This is a genomic window from Collinsella aerofaciens (assembly GCF_040926265.1).
Lineage (GTDB): Bacteria > Actinomycetota > Coriobacteriia > Coriobacteriales > Coriobacteriaceae > Collinsella > Collinsella aerofaciens_BB.
Window position 1 is genome coordinate 13,088 of sequence record NZ_JBCOIL010000028.1, and the last position, 19,382, is coordinate 32,469.

At 61.6% G+C, this 19,382-nt stretch carries 16 protein-coding genes and 1 tRNA gene; 12 read left to right on the plus strand and 5 right to left on the minus strand.

Annotated features, from left to right (window positions below):
* Positions 1-362: 362 nt before the first annotated feature.
* The 5 genes from pckA to AB5767_RS08430 all read left to right on the plus strand — a co-directional run bounded on the left by pckA (position 363) and on the right by AB5767_RS08430 (position 4,974).
* Positions 363-2,033: a phosphoenolpyruvate carboxykinase (ATP) gene (pckA, locus tag AB5767_RS08410; RefSeq protein ID WP_342997007.1), complete on the plus strand. Its 1,671-nt coding sequence runs from the start codon at positions 363-365 to the stop codon at positions 2,031-2,033.
* Positions 2,034-2,260: 227 nt separating this feature from the next.
* On the plus strand, positions 2,261-2,980 hold the full coding sequence (locus AB5767_RS08415) for a B3/B4 domain-containing protein (protein ID WP_138374922.1): 720 nt from the start codon (positions 2,261-2,263) through the stop codon (positions 2,978-2,980).
* Between the two features lie 170 nt (positions 2,981-3,150).
* Positions 3,151-3,600, plus strand: a complete 450-nt coding sequence (locus AB5767_RS08420; RefSeq protein WP_117820503.1) for a MarR family winged helix-turn-helix transcriptional regulator — start codon at positions 3,151-3,153, stop codon at positions 3,598-3,600.
* A 119-nt stretch (positions 3,601-3,719) separates the two neighbouring features.
* A complete protein-coding gene (locus AB5767_RS08425; protein WP_161115863.1) occupies positions 3,720-4,574 on the plus strand; it encodes a DegV family protein in 855 nt (284 codons plus the stop codon).
* Positions 4,575-4,653: 79 nt separating this feature from the next.
* Positions 4,654-4,974 carry an MGMT family protein gene (locus tag AB5767_RS08430; RefSeq protein WP_368132389.1) on the plus strand — a complete coding sequence of 107 codons (321 nt, stop codon included), beginning with the start codon at positions 4,654-4,656 and terminating at the stop codon, positions 4,972-4,974.
* 393 nt (positions 4,975-5,367) lie between these two features.
* Here the strand turns inward: AB5767_RS08430 and trpS are convergent, their stop codons facing one another.
* The gene (gene trpS / locus AB5767_RS08435) at positions 5,368-6,417 is read right to left on the minus strand and encodes a tryptophan--tRNA ligase (RefSeq protein ID WP_368132390.1); all 1,050 of its coding nucleotides are present in this window, start codon (positions 6,415-6,417) and stop codon (positions 5,368-5,370) included.
* A gap of 159 nt (positions 6,418-6,576) precedes the next feature.
* Entirely contained in the window at positions 6,577-7,776 is a 1,200-nt protein-coding gene (locus AB5767_RS08440) for an MraY family glycosyltransferase (protein WP_195544746.1), read from the minus strand.
* 526 nt (positions 7,777-8,302) lie between these two features.
* Between AB5767_RS08440 and AB5767_RS08445 the strand changes: the two genes are divergently transcribed.
* The 5 genes from AB5767_RS08445 to proB all read left to right on the plus strand — a co-directional run bounded on the left by AB5767_RS08445 (position 8,303) and on the right by proB (position 12,784).
* A complete protein-coding gene (locus tag AB5767_RS08445) occupies positions 8,303-9,241 on the plus strand; it encodes a radical SAM protein (RefSeq protein ID WP_368132391.1) in 939 nt (312 codons plus the stop codon).
* 150 nt (positions 9,242-9,391) lie between these two features.
* Positions 9,392-9,464, plus strand: a tRNA-Ala gene (locus AB5767_RS08450).
* 64 nt (positions 9,465-9,528) lie between these two features.
* Complete coding sequence (locus tag AB5767_RS08455; protein WP_195645291.1) at positions 9,529-9,987, plus strand: hypothetical protein; 459 nt, start codon at positions 9,529-9,531, stop codon at positions 9,985-9,987.
* Positions 9,988-10,071: 84 nt separating this feature from the next.
* A complete protein-coding gene (locus tag AB5767_RS08460; RefSeq protein ID WP_148332245.1) occupies positions 10,072-11,577 on the plus strand; it encodes a nicotinate phosphoribosyltransferase in 1,506 nt (501 codons plus the stop codon).
* A gap of 79 nt (positions 11,578-11,656) precedes the next feature.
* Positions 11,657-12,784, plus strand: coding sequence for a glutamate 5-kinase (gene proB / locus AB5767_RS08465; RefSeq protein WP_035137237.1), 1,128 nt, complete (start codon positions 11,657-11,659; stop codon positions 12,782-12,784).
* A gap of 99 nt (positions 12,785-12,883) precedes the next feature.
* Here the strand turns inward: proB and AB5767_RS08470 are convergent, their stop codons facing one another.
* Entirely contained in the window at positions 12,884-14,302 is a 1,419-nt protein-coding gene (locus tag AB5767_RS08470) for an alpha/beta fold hydrolase (protein ID WP_368132392.1), read from the minus strand.
* Positions 14,303-14,414: 112 nt separating this feature from the next.
* On the opposite strand from AB5767_RS08470, the gene AB5767_RS08475 reads away from it, so the two are divergent.
* Entirely contained in the window at positions 14,415-15,701 is a 1,287-nt protein-coding gene (locus AB5767_RS08475; protein WP_368132393.1) for a glutamate-5-semialdehyde dehydrogenase, read from the plus strand.
* Positions 15,702-15,771: 70 nt separating this feature from the next.
* Here AB5767_RS08475 and AB5767_RS08480 read toward each other — a convergent pair whose 3' ends face one another.
* Positions 15,772-16,371, minus strand: a complete 600-nt coding sequence (locus AB5767_RS08480) for an HD domain-containing protein (RefSeq protein WP_161145052.1) — start codon at positions 16,369-16,371, stop codon at positions 15,772-15,774.
* 108 nt (positions 16,372-16,479) lie between these two features.
* A complete protein-coding gene (locus tag AB5767_RS08485) occupies positions 16,480-16,965 on the minus strand; it encodes a CarD family transcriptional regulator (RefSeq protein WP_006235480.1) in 486 nt (161 codons plus the stop codon).
* Positions 16,966-17,307: 342 nt separating this feature from the next.
* On the opposite strand from AB5767_RS08485, the gene argS reads away from it, so the two are divergent.
* Positions 17,308-19,161 (plus strand): arginine--tRNA ligase, encoded by a 1,854-nt coding sequence (argS, locus tag AB5767_RS08490; RefSeq protein ID WP_368132394.1) that lies wholly within the window; start codon positions 17,308-17,310, stop codon positions 19,159-19,161.
* Positions 19,162-19,382: the final 221 nt, after the last annotated feature.

The following is a 19,382-nucleotide window of genomic DNA, read 5'->3' on the forward strand; positions in this document are numbered from 1 at the left end:
TGCTGCGCTCTAGTATAGACACCGCGGTGTCCGCTCGTGTTTTTGAACAGGTTGTTCGATAATTTCGGCGGCGCCATTCGGTAGTCGGCACTTAGGGACGTTCCTTATGTGCCGTCACTTTGGGAACGTCTCTAAGTGCCGGCATCCGGGGACACTCCTTGAATGTTGCCTGTTCAAGAGTGTCCCCAACGACTAGTCGTTTAAGAACGTCCCCAATGACTAGGCCGCTTGCCTGCGATTTTTGACCGTTGGGCGGGCTTGGCACCCTTGCCACAAAAACGTTTTTGCATATCGGGTACAACGGGCTTTACGTGAGTAAAGTGCGCGCCGCGTCCATGTGTCGCGTTTTTAAAGGAGGCCCCATGCCTGGTGTTACCCCTGCAGAAGTTTTGTCCAACTTTGGTATTACGCTGGTCGAAGATCCCGCCGAGAATCAGCCCCGTCTGTTGGTCGATCTACCCGCCGCCGAGCTCGTCGAGCATGCCATCCGCCGCAACGAAGGCCGCATGGCATCCAACGGCGCGCTGGTGATCGAGACGGGGGAGCGCACTGGTCGTTCGCCCAACGATCGTTTTATCGTTGACACCCCCGATGTCCACGACAAGATTGCCTGGGGCGCCGTCAACCGCCCGCTGTCCGTCGAAAGCTACGAGGTCATCAAAGCCGGCATCGTCGACTATCTCAACGAGCGCGATGTGTTCGTCACCCGCGGCATGGCCGGCGCCGACCGCAACCACACGCGCCGCCTGCTCGTCGCCTGCGAGCGTGCCAGCCAGGCGCTCTTCATTAAGCAGATGCTCGCCCGCCCGCTCGCCCGCGAAATCGCGCGCACCGGCGAGCCGGACTTCTGCGTGCTCGCCGCGCCGGGCTACCAATGCGACCCTGCCATCAAGGGCCTCAACTCCAGCGCCGCCGTGGTCATCAACTTCCAGGAGCGCGTGATTTTGGTCGCGGGTACCGGCTACTCCGGCGAGATCAAAAAGTCCATCTTCAGCGTTATGAATTACCTGCTGCCCGTCGAGGACGACGTGCTGCCCATGCACTGCTCGGCCAGCATGGATCCCGTCACGCACGAGACCGCCGTGTTCTTTGGCCTGTCCGGCACCGGCAAGACCACGCTTTCGGCCAATCCCACGCGCCTGCTGATCGGCGACGACGAGCACGGTTGGTCCGACATGGGTATCTTCAACATCGAGGGTGGCTGCTACGCAAAATGCGAGGGCCTGGACGCCTTCCACGAGCCCGAGATCTTCAACGCCGTCCGTTTTGGCGCCATTTGTGAAAACGTGGTGCTCGACGAGAACCGCAAGCCCAACTATGACGACATCTCGATCACGCACAACACGCGCGTGGCCTATCCCGTGGAGCACATTCCTAACGCGTGGACTAAGGGCATGGGCACCACTCCGAGTGTCGTGCTGTTCCTGACTTGCGACGCTTTTGGCGTGCTGCCGCCCATCTCACGCCTGACGGCCGATGCCGCCATGTACCACTTTGTGACGGGCTTTACGGCTAAGATTCCCGGCACCGAGGTCGGCGTCACCGAGCCCACGCCCACGTTCTCTTCGCTGTTCGGCGAGCCGTTTATGCCGCTCGACCCCATGGTTTACGCCAAGATGCTTGGCGAGCGCATTGCCGACGGCCGCACGCGCGTGTACCTGGTCAACACCGGCTGGATTGGCGGCGGCTACGGCGTGGGCCATCGCATCGAGCTTGCCTACACGCGCTCGCTGGTCGCGCGCGCCCTCGACGGCACCATCGAGGACAGCGAGTTCGTGCACGACGACATCTTTAACGTCGACATTCCCACGACGTGCCACGGCGTGCCCGATGGCATCCTGGTGCCGCGCCAATACTGGCAGAGCACCGCGCGCTATGACGAGGCCGCGCACAACTTGGCGGTGATGTTCGAGGAGAACTTCGAGAAGAAGTACTCGCACCTGCCCGAGTCCGTCAAAGCCGCCGGCCCGCACGCTCAAGTACACGCCGACGCCCGTCATCGCGGCCGCGGGCTGCTGGGACTTCGCCACTAGCTTCGCCGTGAGTCCATATCCACCACAAAGGGGACAGACACCGTTGTGGTGGTTTTGCTCGCGCGGAAGACTCGGGTTACAATACGCCTGACATATCGTCCCCTTCTCCGGATGGGGACAGCGCAAGCGCTCTTGTGACGGCACCGTAGGACTTTGAAGGTGGCCGTCGTAAGGGCGCTTTTTGTTTAGGCGCCCTCACTCGGGCGCGCACAATGAAGGGAGAGCGTATGAAGAGCTTTATTGCCGAGGATTCATTCTGGGAGCTGTTTCCGCAGGCAGCGGTCGGTGTTGTGGTCGTGGAGGGCATGAAGCCCACGGCTCAGATTCCTCAAGAGGACGTGGATGCGATTGCGGCGTTGCTCGACCGCGCCAATATCGATGCGGAGCGTCATCTGACCAGCGATACTATCAGCGAGAACGCACCGGTCAAGGCATGGCGCGAGGCCTATCGTCTGTTCAAGACCAAAAAGGGCGCGCGTTGCTCAATCGAGAACCTGCTCAAACGCGTGCTCAAAGGCAAGCCGGTGGGCCACATTACGCCCGCGGTGGACATCTACAACACGGTGTCGTTGACCTACGCGCTGCCCGTCGGAGGCGAGGACCTACATGCGATCGAGGGAGACCTTCGCCTGAAGGTGACCGACGGTGGCGATGCGTTCTTGCCGCTTGGCGAGGAGGCGGACGATCCGACGCTGCCCGGCGAGCTCGCCTACATCGATGATGCGGGCGCCGTGTGCCGCTGCTGGAACTGGCGCGACGGCGTTCGAACGGCGCTGTCCGATGATTCGGCCGATGCGTTCCTGGCGATTGAGTGCGTGGAGCCCGAGCGGATGGGGGATTGCCAGGCTGCGATCGATCGCTTAGCCGAGCTGCTTGAGCGCTATCTGGGAGCGACGGTTGTCATTAAGACGCTTGTGACCCGCGACAATCCTTGCGTGGAGCTGTAGCGGCGCCTAGAACCTATTGATGCCCCAAACCACCACAAAGGTGCCTGTCCCCTTTGTGGTGGTTTTTATGTTGATGGGTTAACAAATGGGGTATTTGGGTACGGGTTTCGCCTTATGCGACTAAGATGTTTACCCGTTAGCATTATGCAAGCGAAAGGCGGTCGTCTCCCATGCAGCAGAGCGACGAGACACGTTTCGAGGACTTTGTCGGACTGATCAGCGGACTCTACAAGGAGATCCAGCGCATTAAGACGTCTGAGGGCGCAAGGCTGGGTCTCAAGGGCTCCGACGTTATGTGCCTGTACTATCTTGAGCGCAGCAAGGACGGCCTGACTGGCGCCGACCTGGCTCGCATGGCAGGCGTGACCCGCGCCGCCGTCTCGCGTACGCTCGCGCATCTGGAGGAGGGTGGCTACGTCGAGGTCGATGATTCGGGCGATGCCGCCGTTAAGTATCGTGCTCCGGTGCGCCTGACCGCTCTGGGCGGCGAGAGCATGAGCGAGGCGGACCGCATCATTCGCGAGGTGCTCGATACCACCGGTAAGGCTATGGGTGTGGAGCAGCGCGAGCAGATGTATGCGTCGCTGCGCACGATTCTCAACACCCTGCGCGAGATCTAAGGCCGCCAAGGCATTTGCTTCCAATTAACAACTGCATAGTCCCGTTTGAGCGCGTATACCGTGCCGGGGCATTGCTGTCAAAATTCCCCGCGCGAGGTCCGCGCAAGAAAGGATTCGCTATGTCCATTCGTATTATTACCGATTCCGCGAGCGATATGTCGCCGGCTGAGCACCCCGCTCTGCGTGTTCTGCCGCTGTCCGTCACCTTTGGCACCGATGTGTACATGGATGGCGTCGACATCGATCACCAGCGCTTTTACGAGATGCTCGTGGAGCGCGATGAGCTGCCCAAGACCGGCCAGGTCAACCCGTACGCGTTTTCGCAGGCGATTGCCGAGGCGCGTGAGGCCGGCGACGAGGCAGTGATTATTACCGTTGGCGCCAAGCTTTCGGGCACCAATCAGAGTGCCCGTACCGCACTTGCCGAGGCGCCGGGCGGCGACGTGTTCGTGGTAGATAGCAACAACGTCACCCTGGGCGAGCGCGTGCTGGTCGAGTATGCGCTGCGCTTGGTGGACGAGGGCCGTAGCGCGGCCCAGATTGCGGCGGCCGTCGAGGCCGTGCGCGACCGTGTGGTCGTCATCGGCCTGCTCGAGACGCTGGAGTACTTGGTGCGTGGCGGTCGCCTGTCTGCTGCTGCGGGCGCTGTGGGCACGCTGCTCAACGTTAAGCCCGTGGTGGCCGCCGAGGACGGCCTGATCGTGCAGCTGGGCAAGGCGCGCGGTTCCAAGAACGGCCGTAACCTGCTCAACCAGAAGGTCGAAAAAGCGGGCGGCGTCGACTTTTCCATGCCGCTGGCGCTGGGCTATACGGGCCTTTCGGACGCCGTGCTCAAGAAGTATATCGAGGACAGCGCGGCACTGTGGGCTGGACACACCGAGAACGAGCTGCCCATCCACACCATTGGCGCCACCATCGGCACCCACGTGGGCCCCGGCGCCGTAGCCGTAGCTTTCTTCCGCCCCGCCAACTAGCTTTCCGGTCAAAACCACCACAAAGGGGACAGGCACCTTTTTGGTGGTTTATGCTTGTTTCGGTTGAAAGGAGCATGCGATGGCGTCTGAGGGCTTTTTTGAGCGGGTGTATGAGGTGGTCGAGCAGATTCCCGAGGGGATGGTTGCCACCTACGGTCAGGTGGCGCTGCTTGCCGGTCGTCCGCGGAGCGCGCGCTATGTGGGCTATGCGCTGCACAGCAACCCGCGCCCCGGCCAAATTCCCTGTCATCGCGTGGTGTTTGCCGACGGCCGTATCTGTGAGGGCTTTGCCTTTGGCGGCCCCGATGCCCAGCGTGAGCTCTTAATGGGGGAGGGTGTGACGTTTACCGATCCCATGCACGTCGACCTGGCCGTCTGTCGTTGGCCTGCCGGACTCTAACAGCTCTGCCGTGGCCAGAACCACCACAAAGGTGCCTGTCCCCTTTGTGGTGGTTTTCTGTTGCAGGTTTACCGGGGCTAACTTATGGAGAAGCTATGGCGGCGAATATTGATGCTGCAAAGTAAACCACGGTGAACTATATTGTATTCAGCAACGGAGCAGGCAATAGGCGATGAAAAAGCCTGCCCTGTTGAGTTTGATTCGCATTCCTCCCCTCTGTGCGATTCAACGGTGTACTTCGGGAACGGGCCCGCCGGCAACTGACTGCCGGCGGGCCCGTTCCTGTTTATCGGGGGAGTGCAATGGGCGGAGCCGAAGCAGTCCGGCTCCAAAAAAGGCGGACGCCGTAGCGCCCGCCCTATAGCAATCGAAAGCTCAAGTCAGCAGATCGGCCTAGTACACCATACCCATGGCGTCCTGAACCTCGGCCAGGGTCTGCTCGGCGATCTCGTTGGCGCGACGGTTGCCCTCATGCAGGACGTCCTTCACATAGTCCAGATCGTTCTCGTAGCGCTGGCGACGCTCGCGGATAGGTGCGAAGTACTCGTTGACGGCCTCGGTCACGTACTTCTTGAGCTGGCCGGAGCCGCCCATGCCAATCTCCTCGGCAATCTCGACCTCGGAGCGACCGGTGCAGATTGCAGCCGTCGAAAGCAGGCCGGACACACCGGGGCGGTTCTCGGGGTCGAACGTGATCATGCGCTCGGAGTCGGTCTGGCTCTTCTTGATGCGCTTGGCCGTTTCCTCGGCGGTCATCGAAATATTGATGGCGTTGCCGTAGCTCTTGCTCATCTTGCGACCGTCAAGGCCGGGCAGCAGCGGGGTCTCGGACAGCAGCGCCTCGACCTCGGGAAATACCTTGCCGTAGCGGTTGTTAAAGCGGCGGGCGATGGTACGGGTGAGCTCGATGTGCGGCAGCTGGTCGCGGCCGACGGGCACCACATTGCCCTTGCAGAACAGGATGTCGCAGGCCTGGTGCACCGGGTAGGTGAGCAGAAGGCCGGTGAGCTCGTGGCCCGAGGCCTCCATCTCGGCCTTGACCGTGGGGTTGCGCGCCAGCTCGGCCTCGGACACCAGCGACAGGAACGGCAGCATGAGCTGGTTGGCGGCGGGCACGGCGGAGTGCGCGTAGATCATGGTCTTGTCGGGGTCGATACCGCAGGCAAGGTAGTCCATGACCATGTTGTACACGTTGTCCTGGATGTGCTCGGTGGTGTCGCGGTCGGTGATGACCTGGTAGTCGGCGATGAGTACGTTGGTCCTGGCGCCCATGTTCTGCAGCTCCACGCGGCCCTTGAGGGTGCCAAAGTAGTGACCCAGGTGCAGACGGCCGGTGGGGCGGTCGCCGGTAAGCATGGTGAACTTCTCGGGCGTATTGGCCAAGCCCTCGCGAATGGCGTTGCTCTTTTGCAGCGCGACTTCGTAGCTGTTCTCGTTTGGCATGATTGCTCCTAACGTTCGTTCGCAGGTTTTGATGATAGCGTGTTTATTGAGAGGGGTGGGCGTGAGTGGGTGAGGGACTGCCAGGGGCCGGCTTTCAAGTCCGCCGCGGCGTTCGCGCGAACGGCTGCCAACGCCTTGGCACATCCTCGGCAGCTTGCCCTAGAGCTTGTGGTGGCGCTCTTCCTTACGCTCTTCTGCCGCCTGCTCCTCCTGCTTAAAGGCGGGGTCGTCGGGGGTGACGAGCTCGTCCTCGTGCGTGCGCTTGTTGTAATGGTGGCGCAGCACGGGTTCAAACAGGTGCAGGTGCTTGGCGAAGGCAGCCGAGCCAATGGCGAGCACGGTAAAGATGAGCACACGCATGGGCACCTCGACCTGGTTAATCGCGGCGGCGCCGGCCGAAAGCATGATGCACCAGGCATAGATGAGCAGCACGGCCTGTTTTTGGTTGTAGCCTTCCTGGATCAGGCGGTGGTGGATGTGGCCCTTGTCGGCCTGCCCGATGCTAATGTGGGCGCGCTTGCGGCGCACAATGGCGCTAAACGTGTCGATGATGGGCACGCCGGCAACGATGAGCGGGATGATAAGCGAGGTGAGTGCGGCGGTGCGGCTCACGTTGAGCAGCGAGATGGAGCCCAGCGCAAAGCCCAGAAGCAGCGACCCCGAGTCGCCCAAGAAGATGCTTGCGGGGTTGAAGTTGTAGCGCAAAAAGGCCAGACAGGCGCCAAAGAGCGCAATGGAGAGCGCGGCGGCGTCGATGCGGCCCGAGAGAACGGCCATCGAAAACATGGTGAACGACGCGATGCCGCAGATGCCCGTGGCCAAGCCGTCGAGGCCGTCGATGAGGTTAATGATGTTGGTGAATGCCACCAGATAGATTACGGTGATGGGGTAGGCGAGCCATCCGAGCATGATCTCGCCGGGGGCAAACGGGTTGACGATGACGCCGATTTTTAGGCCGCCGATACAGGCGATAAGCGCGGCGAGGACTTGTCCGGCCAGCTTTTGCTTGGGCGTGAGCTGGAAGACGTCGTCGATAGCGCCGGTCGCAAAGATGACGGTAAAGGAGAGCGCCAGCATGGGATAGCTAATGTGAAGGCGCGGGTGCGGCACCAGGACGGGTGGCCAGCCTAGGTACCAGGTGCCTAGGATTTGCACAATGCAGGCAACGACCAGGCCCAAAAACACCGCCGCTCCGCCCAAACGTGGGATGGGCTTGGTGTTGATGCGGCGCTTAGAAGGATAGTCGACGGCATCGAGCTTAATTGCCAAGCGCTTGACCAGGGGCACCGCGAGGAAGGTCGTGATAAAGGCCGCCGCTGCCACGCATAGGTACGGTATGTAGCTCGGGGATGAAGCCATGAATCTAAAAACCGCCAAGCGTCGAAGGGAAAGGTCAGAAGAACGCCATGCGCAAAGGGCATAGCCGAACCATAATACTCGACCAAGGGGGGTGCATGGAATTGCACGCAGCGATAATCACGCGCTTACCAGATATTGGGATGTTGTCGATGGCTTGTCGGGATGCCGGCGGGGATCCATATGGACTGTAATGGTGATTTTCGGCAAAAGAAAACCACCCCCCACGTTACGAAAATGAACCCACCTAAAACAGGTGGGTGCCCTCATCGACTGTTCCAGCGTCCTTAACAACGAAGGATACCTGTACTAGGTACGACTGTGTGGGCTCCCTAAATAAACGCGACGGTTCACCCAGTTGCTCCGCGGGGGGCGGAATATCTACATCATAAAGCGGCACTTTATCGATTCCAGTCTTGACATTACAAAAATCGTGTCGGACGATTACGGCGCCTTGGGCTTGGGACCGTCTGTGCGGTCCGGGCCTTTACGTTTGAGCTGCTGAATCGTTGTTTTGGAGCATGTTTTTATGCCGACGTCGTTGACCGAACTTTTTTCGCCCGCCTGCCATTTGTGTCCACGCCGTTGCGGCGCGGCGCGCGACGAGGGCGCGCGTGGCGTGTGCGGCGCCGACGACACGCTTAAGGTCGCCCGCGCGGCGCTCCATATGTGGGAGGAGCCGCCCATTTCGGGCGAGGCTGGCTCGGGCACGATCTTCTTTAGCGGCTGCTCGCTCAAATGCGTCTATTGCCAGAACCACGAGATCTCGACGGGCAATTTCGGTCTTGAGATTACGCCCCAGCGTTTGGTCGAGATTATGCTGGAGCTGCAGGACCAGGGTGCCAACAACATCAACTTGGTGACGGCGACGCATTATGCTCACCTGCTGCCGGCCGCGATTGCCGCAGCGCGGGAGCGTGGGCTGGACATCCCGATCGTCTACAACACGAGCGGCTATGAGCGGGCGAGTGCCGTGGCTGCGCTCGGCGATCTGGTCGATGTGTGGCTTACCGACTTTAAATATGCTGATGCGAGGCTTGCGCAGTCGCTCTCTCATATTCAGGATTACCCGCGTGTAGCCGTGTCTGGCCTGGCTCAGATGGCGCGCGAGATCGAGCGCCGCGGGGGAGAGTTGGTGGACGAGGACGGGCTTATGAAGCGTGGCATGATCGTGCGCCACCTGGTGCTGCCGGGGCATGCGGATGACTCGTGCCGCGTGTTAGACCTGGTGTGGCAGACGGTGGGCGACGTGCCGATCTCGGTCATGAACCAGTACACGCCCAATACGCTCATGTGCGAGCAGGGCGGCGAGTTGGCGCGCGCTGTGACGCGCGAGGAGTACGAGCAGGTGCTCGACCATGCCGACGATCTGGGGTTTACGACGATGTTCTGGCAAGAGGGCGGCGCGGTAGACGAGAGCTTCACCCCGGCCTTCGACACCACCGGTGTTCTTACCAGCGCAAAGTAGTGCGTTCGTCGATGATTTTTCTGGGACGGGGATAAAAAATCATCGAGAGCATCGCCTGTTCGAAAAGTTGCCAAAATAGCCGTGCCCCAAAAAGACTGGTTATTGGGCGTTGACAGTTGGCGAGCCGTAGGTAAAATATCAACTTGTCCTGGGGACGTAGCTCAGTTGGGAGAGCGCTGCCGTCGCATGGCAGAGGCCGAGGGTTCGACTCCCTTCGTCTCCACCCTTGGATTTGATAAGCCGCTGACATTGTGTCGGCGGCTTTTTTTAAAAGAAAGGGCTTTACCATGGCCGAGCTTGAGTCCCAACCATTGTCCGACGAGGAGCGCGCTGAGTTGGAAGAGCTCCGCGCTGAGAAGGCCCGCCGCGAGGCTCGGGAAGAGGCCCGTCGCGAGCGCGAGGAGCTGGCTGCCCTGCGTGCCGAGCGTGCGAAGGCCGAGGAGGTCGCCTCGAACGCCGCATCCGAGCGCAAGCCCGCGCCCGCACCCAAGCCCGCTGCAGCGAAGCCTGCGCCTGCCGCGCCCAAACCTCAGCCTAAAAAGGCCGCTCGTCCCAAGTCCGTCGAGCCCAAGCCGAGCCGTGACGAGATGACCTTTGCCCAGCGCATGGTTACCTCCAAGGAACCTACGGGCGAGAACGAGATCCCTGGCATGGCGCCGGCTCAAAAAATCATCATTGTCCTTGCCCTCATCGCGTTTGTCATCTTTATGGGCTACACGATCCTGACCAGCATGGGCCTGCTCTAACCGATTTACATCGGGCGTCATGTCCGCATGCTCTGCTCTCGTCCAACCCTCAAATTCTGCACCACACATCCGAAAGGTCGCCCCATGGCTTTGACCGATATCTCTCATCCCACCGACATCGCAATGCTCACCGATCTGTACGAACTCACTATGGCCCAGGGCCTGTGGGAGAGCGGCAAGGCCAATGAGCAGGGTTGTTTTACCGCGTTTTACCGCGACCATCCCTTTGGCAGCGCCTATGCCGTCATGTGCGGCACCGCCGAGCTGCCCGAGCTAGTCGAGAATCTGCGCTTTACGCCCGAGGATATCGACTACCTCGCATCGCTTGAGGCCCCGGCCGGCGGCGCGATGTTCAAGTCCGCATTCCTCGACTACCTGCGCGATTTTCGTGCGCATGTAAATATCGACGCCGTCCCCGAGGGCGAGCTCGTCTTTCCACGCGAGCCCATGGTGCGCGTCACCGGTCCTGCGCTCGAGTGCCAGCTGCTCGAGACGGCGCTGCTCAATATCGTCGGGTTCCAGACACTTGTCGCCACCAAGACGGCGCGAGTGGTGCTGGCGGCGGACGGCCGTCCCGTGGCCGAGTTTGGCCTGCGCCGAGCCCAGGGTCCCGATGGCGGCCTGGCCGTTGCGCGCGCGAGCTACGTCGCCGGCTGCTCCTCTACGTCCAATGTGCTCGCCGGCCGCCGCTACGGTATTCCCGTCTTTGGCACGCATGCGCACAGCTGGGTGATGAGCTTCGATTCCGAGCTCGAGGCCTTCCGCGCCTTTGCCAAGTCGAGCCCCAAGAACTGCACGCTGCTCATCGACACCTACGATGTGCGCGAGGGCTGCGAGCATGCCATTACGGTTGCCAAGGAGATGGAGGCGGCGGGCGAGCGCCTGTCGGCTATTCGCATTGACTCGGGCGACCTCGCCAAGCTCTCCAAGTATGTCCGCGGTCGTTTCGATGCCGAGGGCCTGCCCTATGTGGGGATCTCGGTTTCTAACGATCTGGATGAGTACACGATTCAGTCGCTGCTCGACCAGGGCGCGCCCATCGATAGCTTTGGCGTGGGCACCAAGCTCGCGACCTGCTACGACCAGCCGGCGCTGGGCGGCGTGTACAAGCTTTCCGCCCGCCGTGCGAGCGAGGCCGACCCGTGGACGCCGGTGGTCAAGCTCTCCGAGCAGCCCTACAAGCGCACGATCCCGGGCGTGCAGCGCGTGCGCCGTTATTACGACGGCTTTGGCGGCCCGGTCTGCGACATGATCTACGACGAGGACCATCTGGTGGGGGAGGGCGCCGCGCGCGGCAATACCCTCGTGGCCGTGAATGATGCCGCCCTGGTGACCGACGTGTCGGAGCTTGAGTATCGCGAGCTGCTGGTGCCGATCGTGCGCGATGGCAGCGCAGTGGCTCCGCGTGAGAGCATCCAGGACGCGCGCGAGCGCTGTGTTTGGGCGCTCGATCATCTGGACGCAGCTTTCAAGCGCTTCCTGTACCCGCAGACCTATGTGGTGGGCATGGAGCAGGGCCTGGCTCAGGTGCGCGACGAGCTCGTGCGCAAAAACATGGCCGCGGCCTCGGCTTTTCCCTGGGCAAAATGATTCCTTGGACGGTAGGGGCGAGTCACGCTCCCTTGGCCGCCAGCTCGGCCGTTCGCTGAACAGTTGATTGGTTTGACGTATGACGACTTCTTATAAAACGATGGTGGTAAAGATCGGTTCGTCCACGGTGGTGGGCGCCGATGGCAAGGTCAACCGCGCCTTTATCGGCGGACTTGCCGATCAAGCCGCAGCGCTGCGCAAGCTCGGCTGGCGTCTGGTCGTGGTGAGCTCGGGCGCTATCGCCTGTGGCTATCCCGTGTTGGGCTTCGACCGCAAGCCGGTCGGCGACCTTCCGAGCCTGCAGGCCTGCGCCTCGGCTGGTCAGTGCATCATCTCGTCGGCCTACGACGAGGAGTTCCATGCGCGCGACCTGCTCACCTCGCTCGTGCTGCTCACGCGTCACGACACGGCGCGTCGCACGTCCTACCTGCACGCGCGCGACGCCCTGCTGCGTCTGGTGGAGCTGGGCGTGGTGCCGGTCGTCAACGAGAACGACACCGTTACCGTCGACGAGATCAAGTTTGGCGACAACGACACGCTGGCGGCGCTCGTGAGCTGCCTGGTTTCCGCCGACCTGTGCGTGACGCTGTCCGACATCGACGGCCTCTACACCGCCAATCCGCACGAGGATCCGACGGCCGAGTTTGTCCCGGTCGTGCATAAGATCGATGCCAAGATCATTGCCTCGGCGGGTGATTCTTCGACCTCGGTGGGTACGGGCGGCATGATCACCAAGATTCGCGCGAGCCGCATCCTGATGACGGCGGGCATTCAGAGCGTGATTTGCTCGGGCGAGGAGCCCGATGCGCTCGTGCGCCTCGCCCGCGGCGAGAGCGTGGGCACGCTGTTCGATCCGCCGGCGGAGCGTCTGGACATCGCGCCCCGCAAGCTGTGGATCGCGCTGGGCGACAAGGCACATGGGTCGGTGACGGTTGATGATGGTGCTGCGAAGGCGCTGGTTAGCCGTGGCTCTTCCTTGCTTGCGGTGGGTATTCGCGAGGTCGATGGCCAGTTTGCCGAGGGCGATGTGCTCGATGTGTGCGATCCGAGCGGTATGGTCGTCGCCCGCGGTATCGCCGAGGCCGATTCGGACGTGCTGGAGCTTGCAGCCGGCCGCCGCCAGGACCAGATCGCCAGCAACCGCCTGCTCGCTAACCTGGCCGAGAAGCCGGCGATACACAGGGATAACTTGATCGTATTTGCATAAAGAAAGACAGCGCTGCGGATCGTTTCCCGCAGCGCTGTCTTTCTCGTGCCGGCACTTGGGGACGTTCCTTATGTGCCGGCACTTTGGGACACTCCTTAGCTAGAAGATCCGGCGCAGGTCTCCGCGGTTGAGGGCTTCGTCGAAGAGGTGCTTGAACACCACGCTGCCGTGCAGGCCGTCGTGCTCGAACTCGTTGGTCACCCAGGCATGCGAGTTGCCCATGCGGCTGAGCGTATCGAGCTGCATGCCCGAATCGACGTACATATCGTCGAAATACACCGCGGCCTGGAGTGGCACCTCGTTGCAGGCTAGGCGCTGCGGGTCGTAGATCTTGTCCCAGCTGGTGTCTTCCATCAGCAGGTCCATGGCGGGCTTAAACGGCATAAGCTCGGGCATCTGCTCAAACATCCACGGGAACATGGCCTCGCCGGTAAACATGAGCGGGCGCGCGAGTGTGTCGAACTCGGCACGATGGGCCTTCTCCTCTGCTGCGGCCCAGCGAATGGGTATGGTGTCGCCGTCGGCGTAGATAAACTCCTGCAGCGTCCAGTACAGCGGGTTTGTACGCGTGTTGGTGCGCTCGAAGGCGCGCATCAAAAAGCTGTCGGATACCGAGGAGCCGCAGCTAAGCGTACCGTCGCCAGTAACAAACGCGTGATCGATAATCCAATGCATGCGCTCAAAGCTCGGCTTCATGCCAAAGTCGCTGCCCATGAGCTGTAGACGCTCGACCGTCATCGGCGAGCCGTCGGGCAGCACGGGCTTCTGGGCCTCGAGCGTATCGGCCAGGGCCGCCACGCGTTCGACGTCGGCGGGGTAGCGGTCGTAATACTGCTGAGTTTTAGCTGCCATGCGCGGGAAGGTGTGCGCGTAGACCTCGCTGGCGCTCGCTGGCACGTGTGGAATGCCGCCGCAGGTAAAGCTTGCCGCCACGCCTTCGGGGAAGAGCGACAGATAGCTCAACGTCAAAAAGCCGCCGTAGCTCTGGCCGAGCGTGACCCAGGGCTTGCCGCCAAAGCCCACCAGACGCAGGTACTCAAAATCGCGCACGATGGAGCTGGCGAGGTGGCGCTTGAGGAAGTCGGCCTGCGAGCGTGCTGTATCGGCGCCGGCGGCCGTTGCGCGATCACCCAGTGCCTTGATCATGCGTCCGTCCACGCAGCTACTGCGTCCGGTGCCGCGCTGGTCGGGAAGGACCACACGGAAGTGCTTGACGGCCTCCTCGATCCAGCCGTCGCTTGTAGGCGACAGCGGACGCGGGCTCTCGCCGCCGGGGCCGCCCTGCAAAAACAGGAGCAGCGGCAGATCGTCGTTGATGCGGTCGGGCGCGCAAACCACGCGGTAGAAGAGCTTGATGCTCTCGGGCGCGCCGGCGATTGGTGCCGGCATAGCGCCGCGGCGCATGGTGCTGCCGACGGCCAGGAGCATCGGCTCCAGGCCGCGCCAGTCAAGGGGGACGTCGATGCTGTGGTCCTCGACGTAAAGGCCGGGGACGTGGTACGAAGTGATGAGGGCCATGTGAGTCTTCCGTTCGTTGCGGTGTTTCGGGTTGACCAATTCTACCGCCGCGGGCGAGGCCATGCGCAAATCGGCTACCATGGTTGCAAACTTCTAGGAGAAAGGGCCGCCCATGTCGGTCAATATAGCCACGTATGTCCACGATCTTGCCGTTGCCGCCAAGGCAGCGTCGGCCTCGCTTGCCACGGCGAGCGATGAGCAGCGCCAGGAGGCCGTGCGCGCCATGGCCGCAGCACTGCGCAACGGTGTCGACTCCATCGTCGCCGCCAACGAGCTCGATATGTCCGCCGCGCGCGATGCGGGCACTTCGGCCGGTCTGCTCGACCGTCTGCTGCTGACGCCTGAGCGCGTCGAGGGCATGGCCGCCGGTTTGGAGAAGCTCGCCGAGCTGCCCGATCCCGTCGGCCGCGTGCTCGACCACCGCGTGCTTGTGAGCGGTGTGGACCTGACCCGCGTGAGCGTGCCGTTGGGCCTGGTCGCCATGGTCTACGAGGCGCGCCCCAACGTGACGGCCGACGCCGCAGGCATCTGCATCCGTACCGGCAACGCCTGCATTCTACGCGGCGGCTCGCTGGCCTATCACTCGTGTGCCATGATCGCCGAGCTGCTGGCCGATGCGCTCGAGGCCAAGGGCTTCCCGCGCGAGGCCGTGTCGATGATCGAGTCCACCGACCGCGAGGCCACCGGCGAGCTCATGAAGCTCCGCGGTATTGTCGACGTACTCATTCCGCGCGGAGGTGCAGGCCTGATCCAGCGCTGCGTGCGCGAGTCGCTTGTGCCGGTGATCGAGACGGGCACGGGCAACTGCCACATCTACGTGCATGAATCCGCCGACTTTGATAAGGCGCTCAACATTATCGTTAATGCCAAGACCCAGCGCGTAGGCGTGTGCAATGCCGCCGAGTCGCTGCTGGTCGACCGTGCTGTGGCCGATGCGTTTTTGCCCGCGGTCGTGACCGTGCTGCATGACCACGGCGTGCTGATTCACGGCGACGAGGCAACCTGCGCCGCATGCGCCGATGCCGGGCTTGCCGAGGGCGATGACTACGTCGCCGCGACTGAGGAGGACTGGGGTCGCGAGTACCTGGCGCTCGAGATGAGCGTGAAGGTCGTGGCAAACGAGGACGAGGCCATCGCACACATCAACCGCTACGGCACGATGCACTCCGAGGCCATCGTTGCCGAGGATACGGATGCTTGCGAGCGCTTCCTCGATGCTGTCGATGCCTCGGCCGTGTACTCCAACGCCAGCACTCGCTTTACTGACGGCGGCGAGTTTGGCCTGGGTGCCGAGATCGGCATCTCGACCCAAAAACTCCACGCCCGTGGCCCCTTTGCCGCCGAGGCCCTCACCACCTACAAATACAAGCTCCGCGGCACCGGCCAGGTCCGTCCCTAACGCCCGCGCAAACAAAAACCACCACAAAGGTGCCTGTCCCCTTTGTGGTGGTTTTAGGTGGCGTTGACGGTTAGGCCTGGAAGGTATCTCGGTCGGGGGCGAAGGACTGCATGGCCGCGATGGTGCGGTCAAAGAGCTCGGGGAGCTCCCAGCCCAACATCTCGGCGCCCTGCGAAATCACGTCGCGCGAGCAGCCGGCGGCAAAGCGTTTGTCCTTGAACTTCTTCTTGAGCGACTTAGTCGTAAAGTCCATAACGCTCTTGCTCGGGCGCATGATGACGGCAGCGCCGATCAGGCCGGTGAGCTCATCGCAGGCAAACAGGATCTTTTCCATCTGCAGCTCGGGCTTGGGTAGTGAGGTGTTGAAGTCCGACGTGTGCGTCTGGATGGCGCGAATGAGCTCGGGAGACGCACCTTCGCCCTCAAGAATCTCGGCAGCATAGATGGTGTGGTTAATGGGGTCGTCCTCATGCTCCTCCCAATCCAGGTCGTGCAGCAGACCGACGATGCCCCAAAACTCCTCGTTCTCGGGGTCGAACTCGCGCGCAAAGTAGCGCATAGTGCCCTCGACCGTCTCGCCATGGGTGATATGGAACGGGTCCTTGTTGTGCTCATTGAGCAGTTCAAACGCGCGGTCGCGGGTGATTCCGGCGGTAAGCGGCTCTGCCATAAGAGACTCCTTGTGCTCGTGGGTATCGATAAGAATGAATACTACTAGAACAAGAAAACCACCACAAAGGTGCCTGTTCCCTTTGTGGTGGTTTTTGGCGCGGATGGGTTAGTTGAGGGCGGCTTGGGCTAGGCGGGCTTCGGCGGCTTCCTCGGTGACGCCCAAGGCCACGGCGAACTCCTCGATGGAGCGGCGCTTGGCCTCCTTGAGTACGCGCATGTAGTAGGAGCTGGGTTTTTTATCAGCTTCCTCGGCCTGGCGAATGCGGTGCATCATGGTCTTTGCCACGCGGACCGTCTCGGGCGCGCCCAGCTTGAGCTGCTGCTTAAAGTGTGTCTCCTCAAGCGAGCTGTTGCGCTCGGTAAAGGTGTCGCACTCCAGCTCGTCATAGTGGCTCAGCAGGTGCTCGGCATCTTGCTGAGAGATGGCGGCGTGCAGACGGTCGGCCTGCGCCACGGGGTACATGAGGATCGTCTGCGCATGTCCCTGCTTGGTCTCGAGCAGCAGCATGGGCTGCGGTGTGTCGTCCCTAAAACCGACGACGGTGCAGACTCCCTGGCCCGGATGAATGACGTGTTGACCGATTGAGAACATGCTACCTCCAACTTATACGAATTTACGTATGTCTAGAATAACACGCTGACGTGCGCAAACCCGTACTTTGTGCAGGAAAAGCACACAACTCTGATAGGTAAGAGTATTCGATAACAGACGCAGCTCATTCACACCTTTATGCATTTTCAACGCCTGCATAATCTGCAGGCAGACCGGCATCTTTGAGTGACTCCATACAAGCTGTAGTCATTTTTGTGCATATGCAATATCTATTAGCTTTACCCTGCGACAGTGCCCGTCGCTTGTGATAGAGTGCTACAAACTCTGGCTTTTGCCCTACGAGTGACCAAGAGCTCGGGGGCTTTAACACAAGGAGGATCTATGCCCGAGAAGATTGAAGAGCTGGTACGCGCTGCGCTTGCTGCGGCCCAGGAGGCCGGCGACCTTTCCGCATTTGAACTTGACGATTGCGCTATCGAGCGACCGGCTGACACTTCTCATGGCGAGTGGACCTCTACCATGGCCCTGAAGTCCGCCAAGCTGGCCCACTGCGCCCCGCGCAAGATCGCCGAGGCCATCGTTGCCCATATGCCCGAGGACCCCGCGATCGAGAAGGTCGAGATCGCAGGCCCCGGCTTCATCAACTTCTACCTCTCCGTTGCCGTCAAGAATGCCATCTTTGGCGAGGCTCGCGAGAAGGGTATGGACTTCGCTAAGTCCAACGTCGGTGGTGGCCTGAAGACCCAGGTCGAGTTCGTTTCCGCCAACCCCGTCGGCCCCATGCACATCGGCCACGGCCGCTGGGCCGCGCTGGGCGACTCGCTCTGCCGCGTTATGGATCACGCCGGTTACGACATCCAGCGTGAGTTCTACATCAACGACCACGGCTCTCAGATGAACACCTTCGGCAACTCCATCAGCACGCGCTATATGCAGCTTGCCGACATCATCGCCAAGCAGGGCGTGGATATCGACGAGGCTCACAAGCTGCTGATCGCCGACCGCGACGCCTTTGTTGCCGACGAGAACGACGAGCATCCCGAGACCCATCCGTATCAGGACAACTTTGCCGAGACCCTGGGCAAGGACTCCTACGGCGGCGACTACATCATCGACGAGGCCGCCGAGTTCTGGCGCACCGACGGCGATAAGTGGGTCAACGCCGATCCGCAGGAGCGCATGGAGAGCTTCCGCGAGCGCGGCTATGTAAAGATGGTCGACAACATGCGCGACCTTTGCCATGCCGTTAACTGCGACTTCGATCGTTGGTTCTCCGAGCGCTCGCTGTATGTGAAGGACACCGAGGGCGAGACTGCCGGCACTTCCGCCGTCGACCGCGCTTTTGAGAAGCTCGACAAGATGGGCTACCTCTACACCAAGGACGGCGCCCTGTGGTTCCGCTCCACCGATCTGGGCGACGACAAGGACCGCGTCCTGATCAAGTCCGACGGCGAGTACACCTACTTCGCCTCCGACGTTGCCTATCACTGGGACAAGTTCCAGCGCGTCGACCACGTTATCGACATCTGGGGCGCTGACCATCACGGCTACATCGAGCGCGTCCGCTGCGTCTGCGACGCTCTCGGTTATCCCGGCAAGTTCGAGGTTCTGCTGGGCCAGCTCGTCAACCTGCTGCGCAACGGCAAGCCCGTCCGTATGTCCAAGCGCAAGGGCACCATGGTGACCCTGCAGGAGCTTGTTGACGAGGTCGGCTCCGACGCCGCTCGCTACACGCTCATCTCCAAGAGCTCCAACCAGATGGTCGACTTCGATATCGAGGCCGTTAAGAAGCGCGACAACTCCAACCCGGTGTACTACGTGCAGTACGCTCACGCCCGCGTATGCTCCATCCTGCGCCGTGCCGCTGACGTTACGCCCGAGCAGGCTGACGAGATGGGCATGAAGGCCGTTGCCGCCAAGGCCATCGGTGAGAATGTCGATTACTCGCTGCTGACCGACCCGACCGAGCTCGCCCTTTCGCGTAAGCTCAACGAGCTTACCGACCTTATCGCCAGCTGCGCTCGCGACCGCGCTCCGTTCCGTCTGACGCACTTTGCCGAGGAGCTCGCCGGCGACTTCCACAGCTTCTACGCTGCCTGCCAGGTGCTGCCGAGCGAGGGCCGTCCCGTCGACCCCGAGCTTTCGCGCGCCCGTCTGGCCGCTTGCGACGCCGTCCGCGTGACGCTCGCCCTAGTGCTCACCCTTGTTGGCGTGACCGCCCCCGAGCAGATGTAATCTACGGGTCGTTTGACCGTGTAGGTTTGGCTTTGCTGAGCCCTATAAGCCCGTCTCCATGCGGAGGTCGGGCTTTTTGCGTTTGGCGGGGCTTTTTGACGTGTTGGAAAATGCTACAAAAACGCAACTATACCGGTTTACGGGGCTGGAGTGCCGAACCTCGACCATGCCGGAATCCGTGCTTTTAAAACCGACGCTCCTATAAGTTGTCAAGAGGCAGT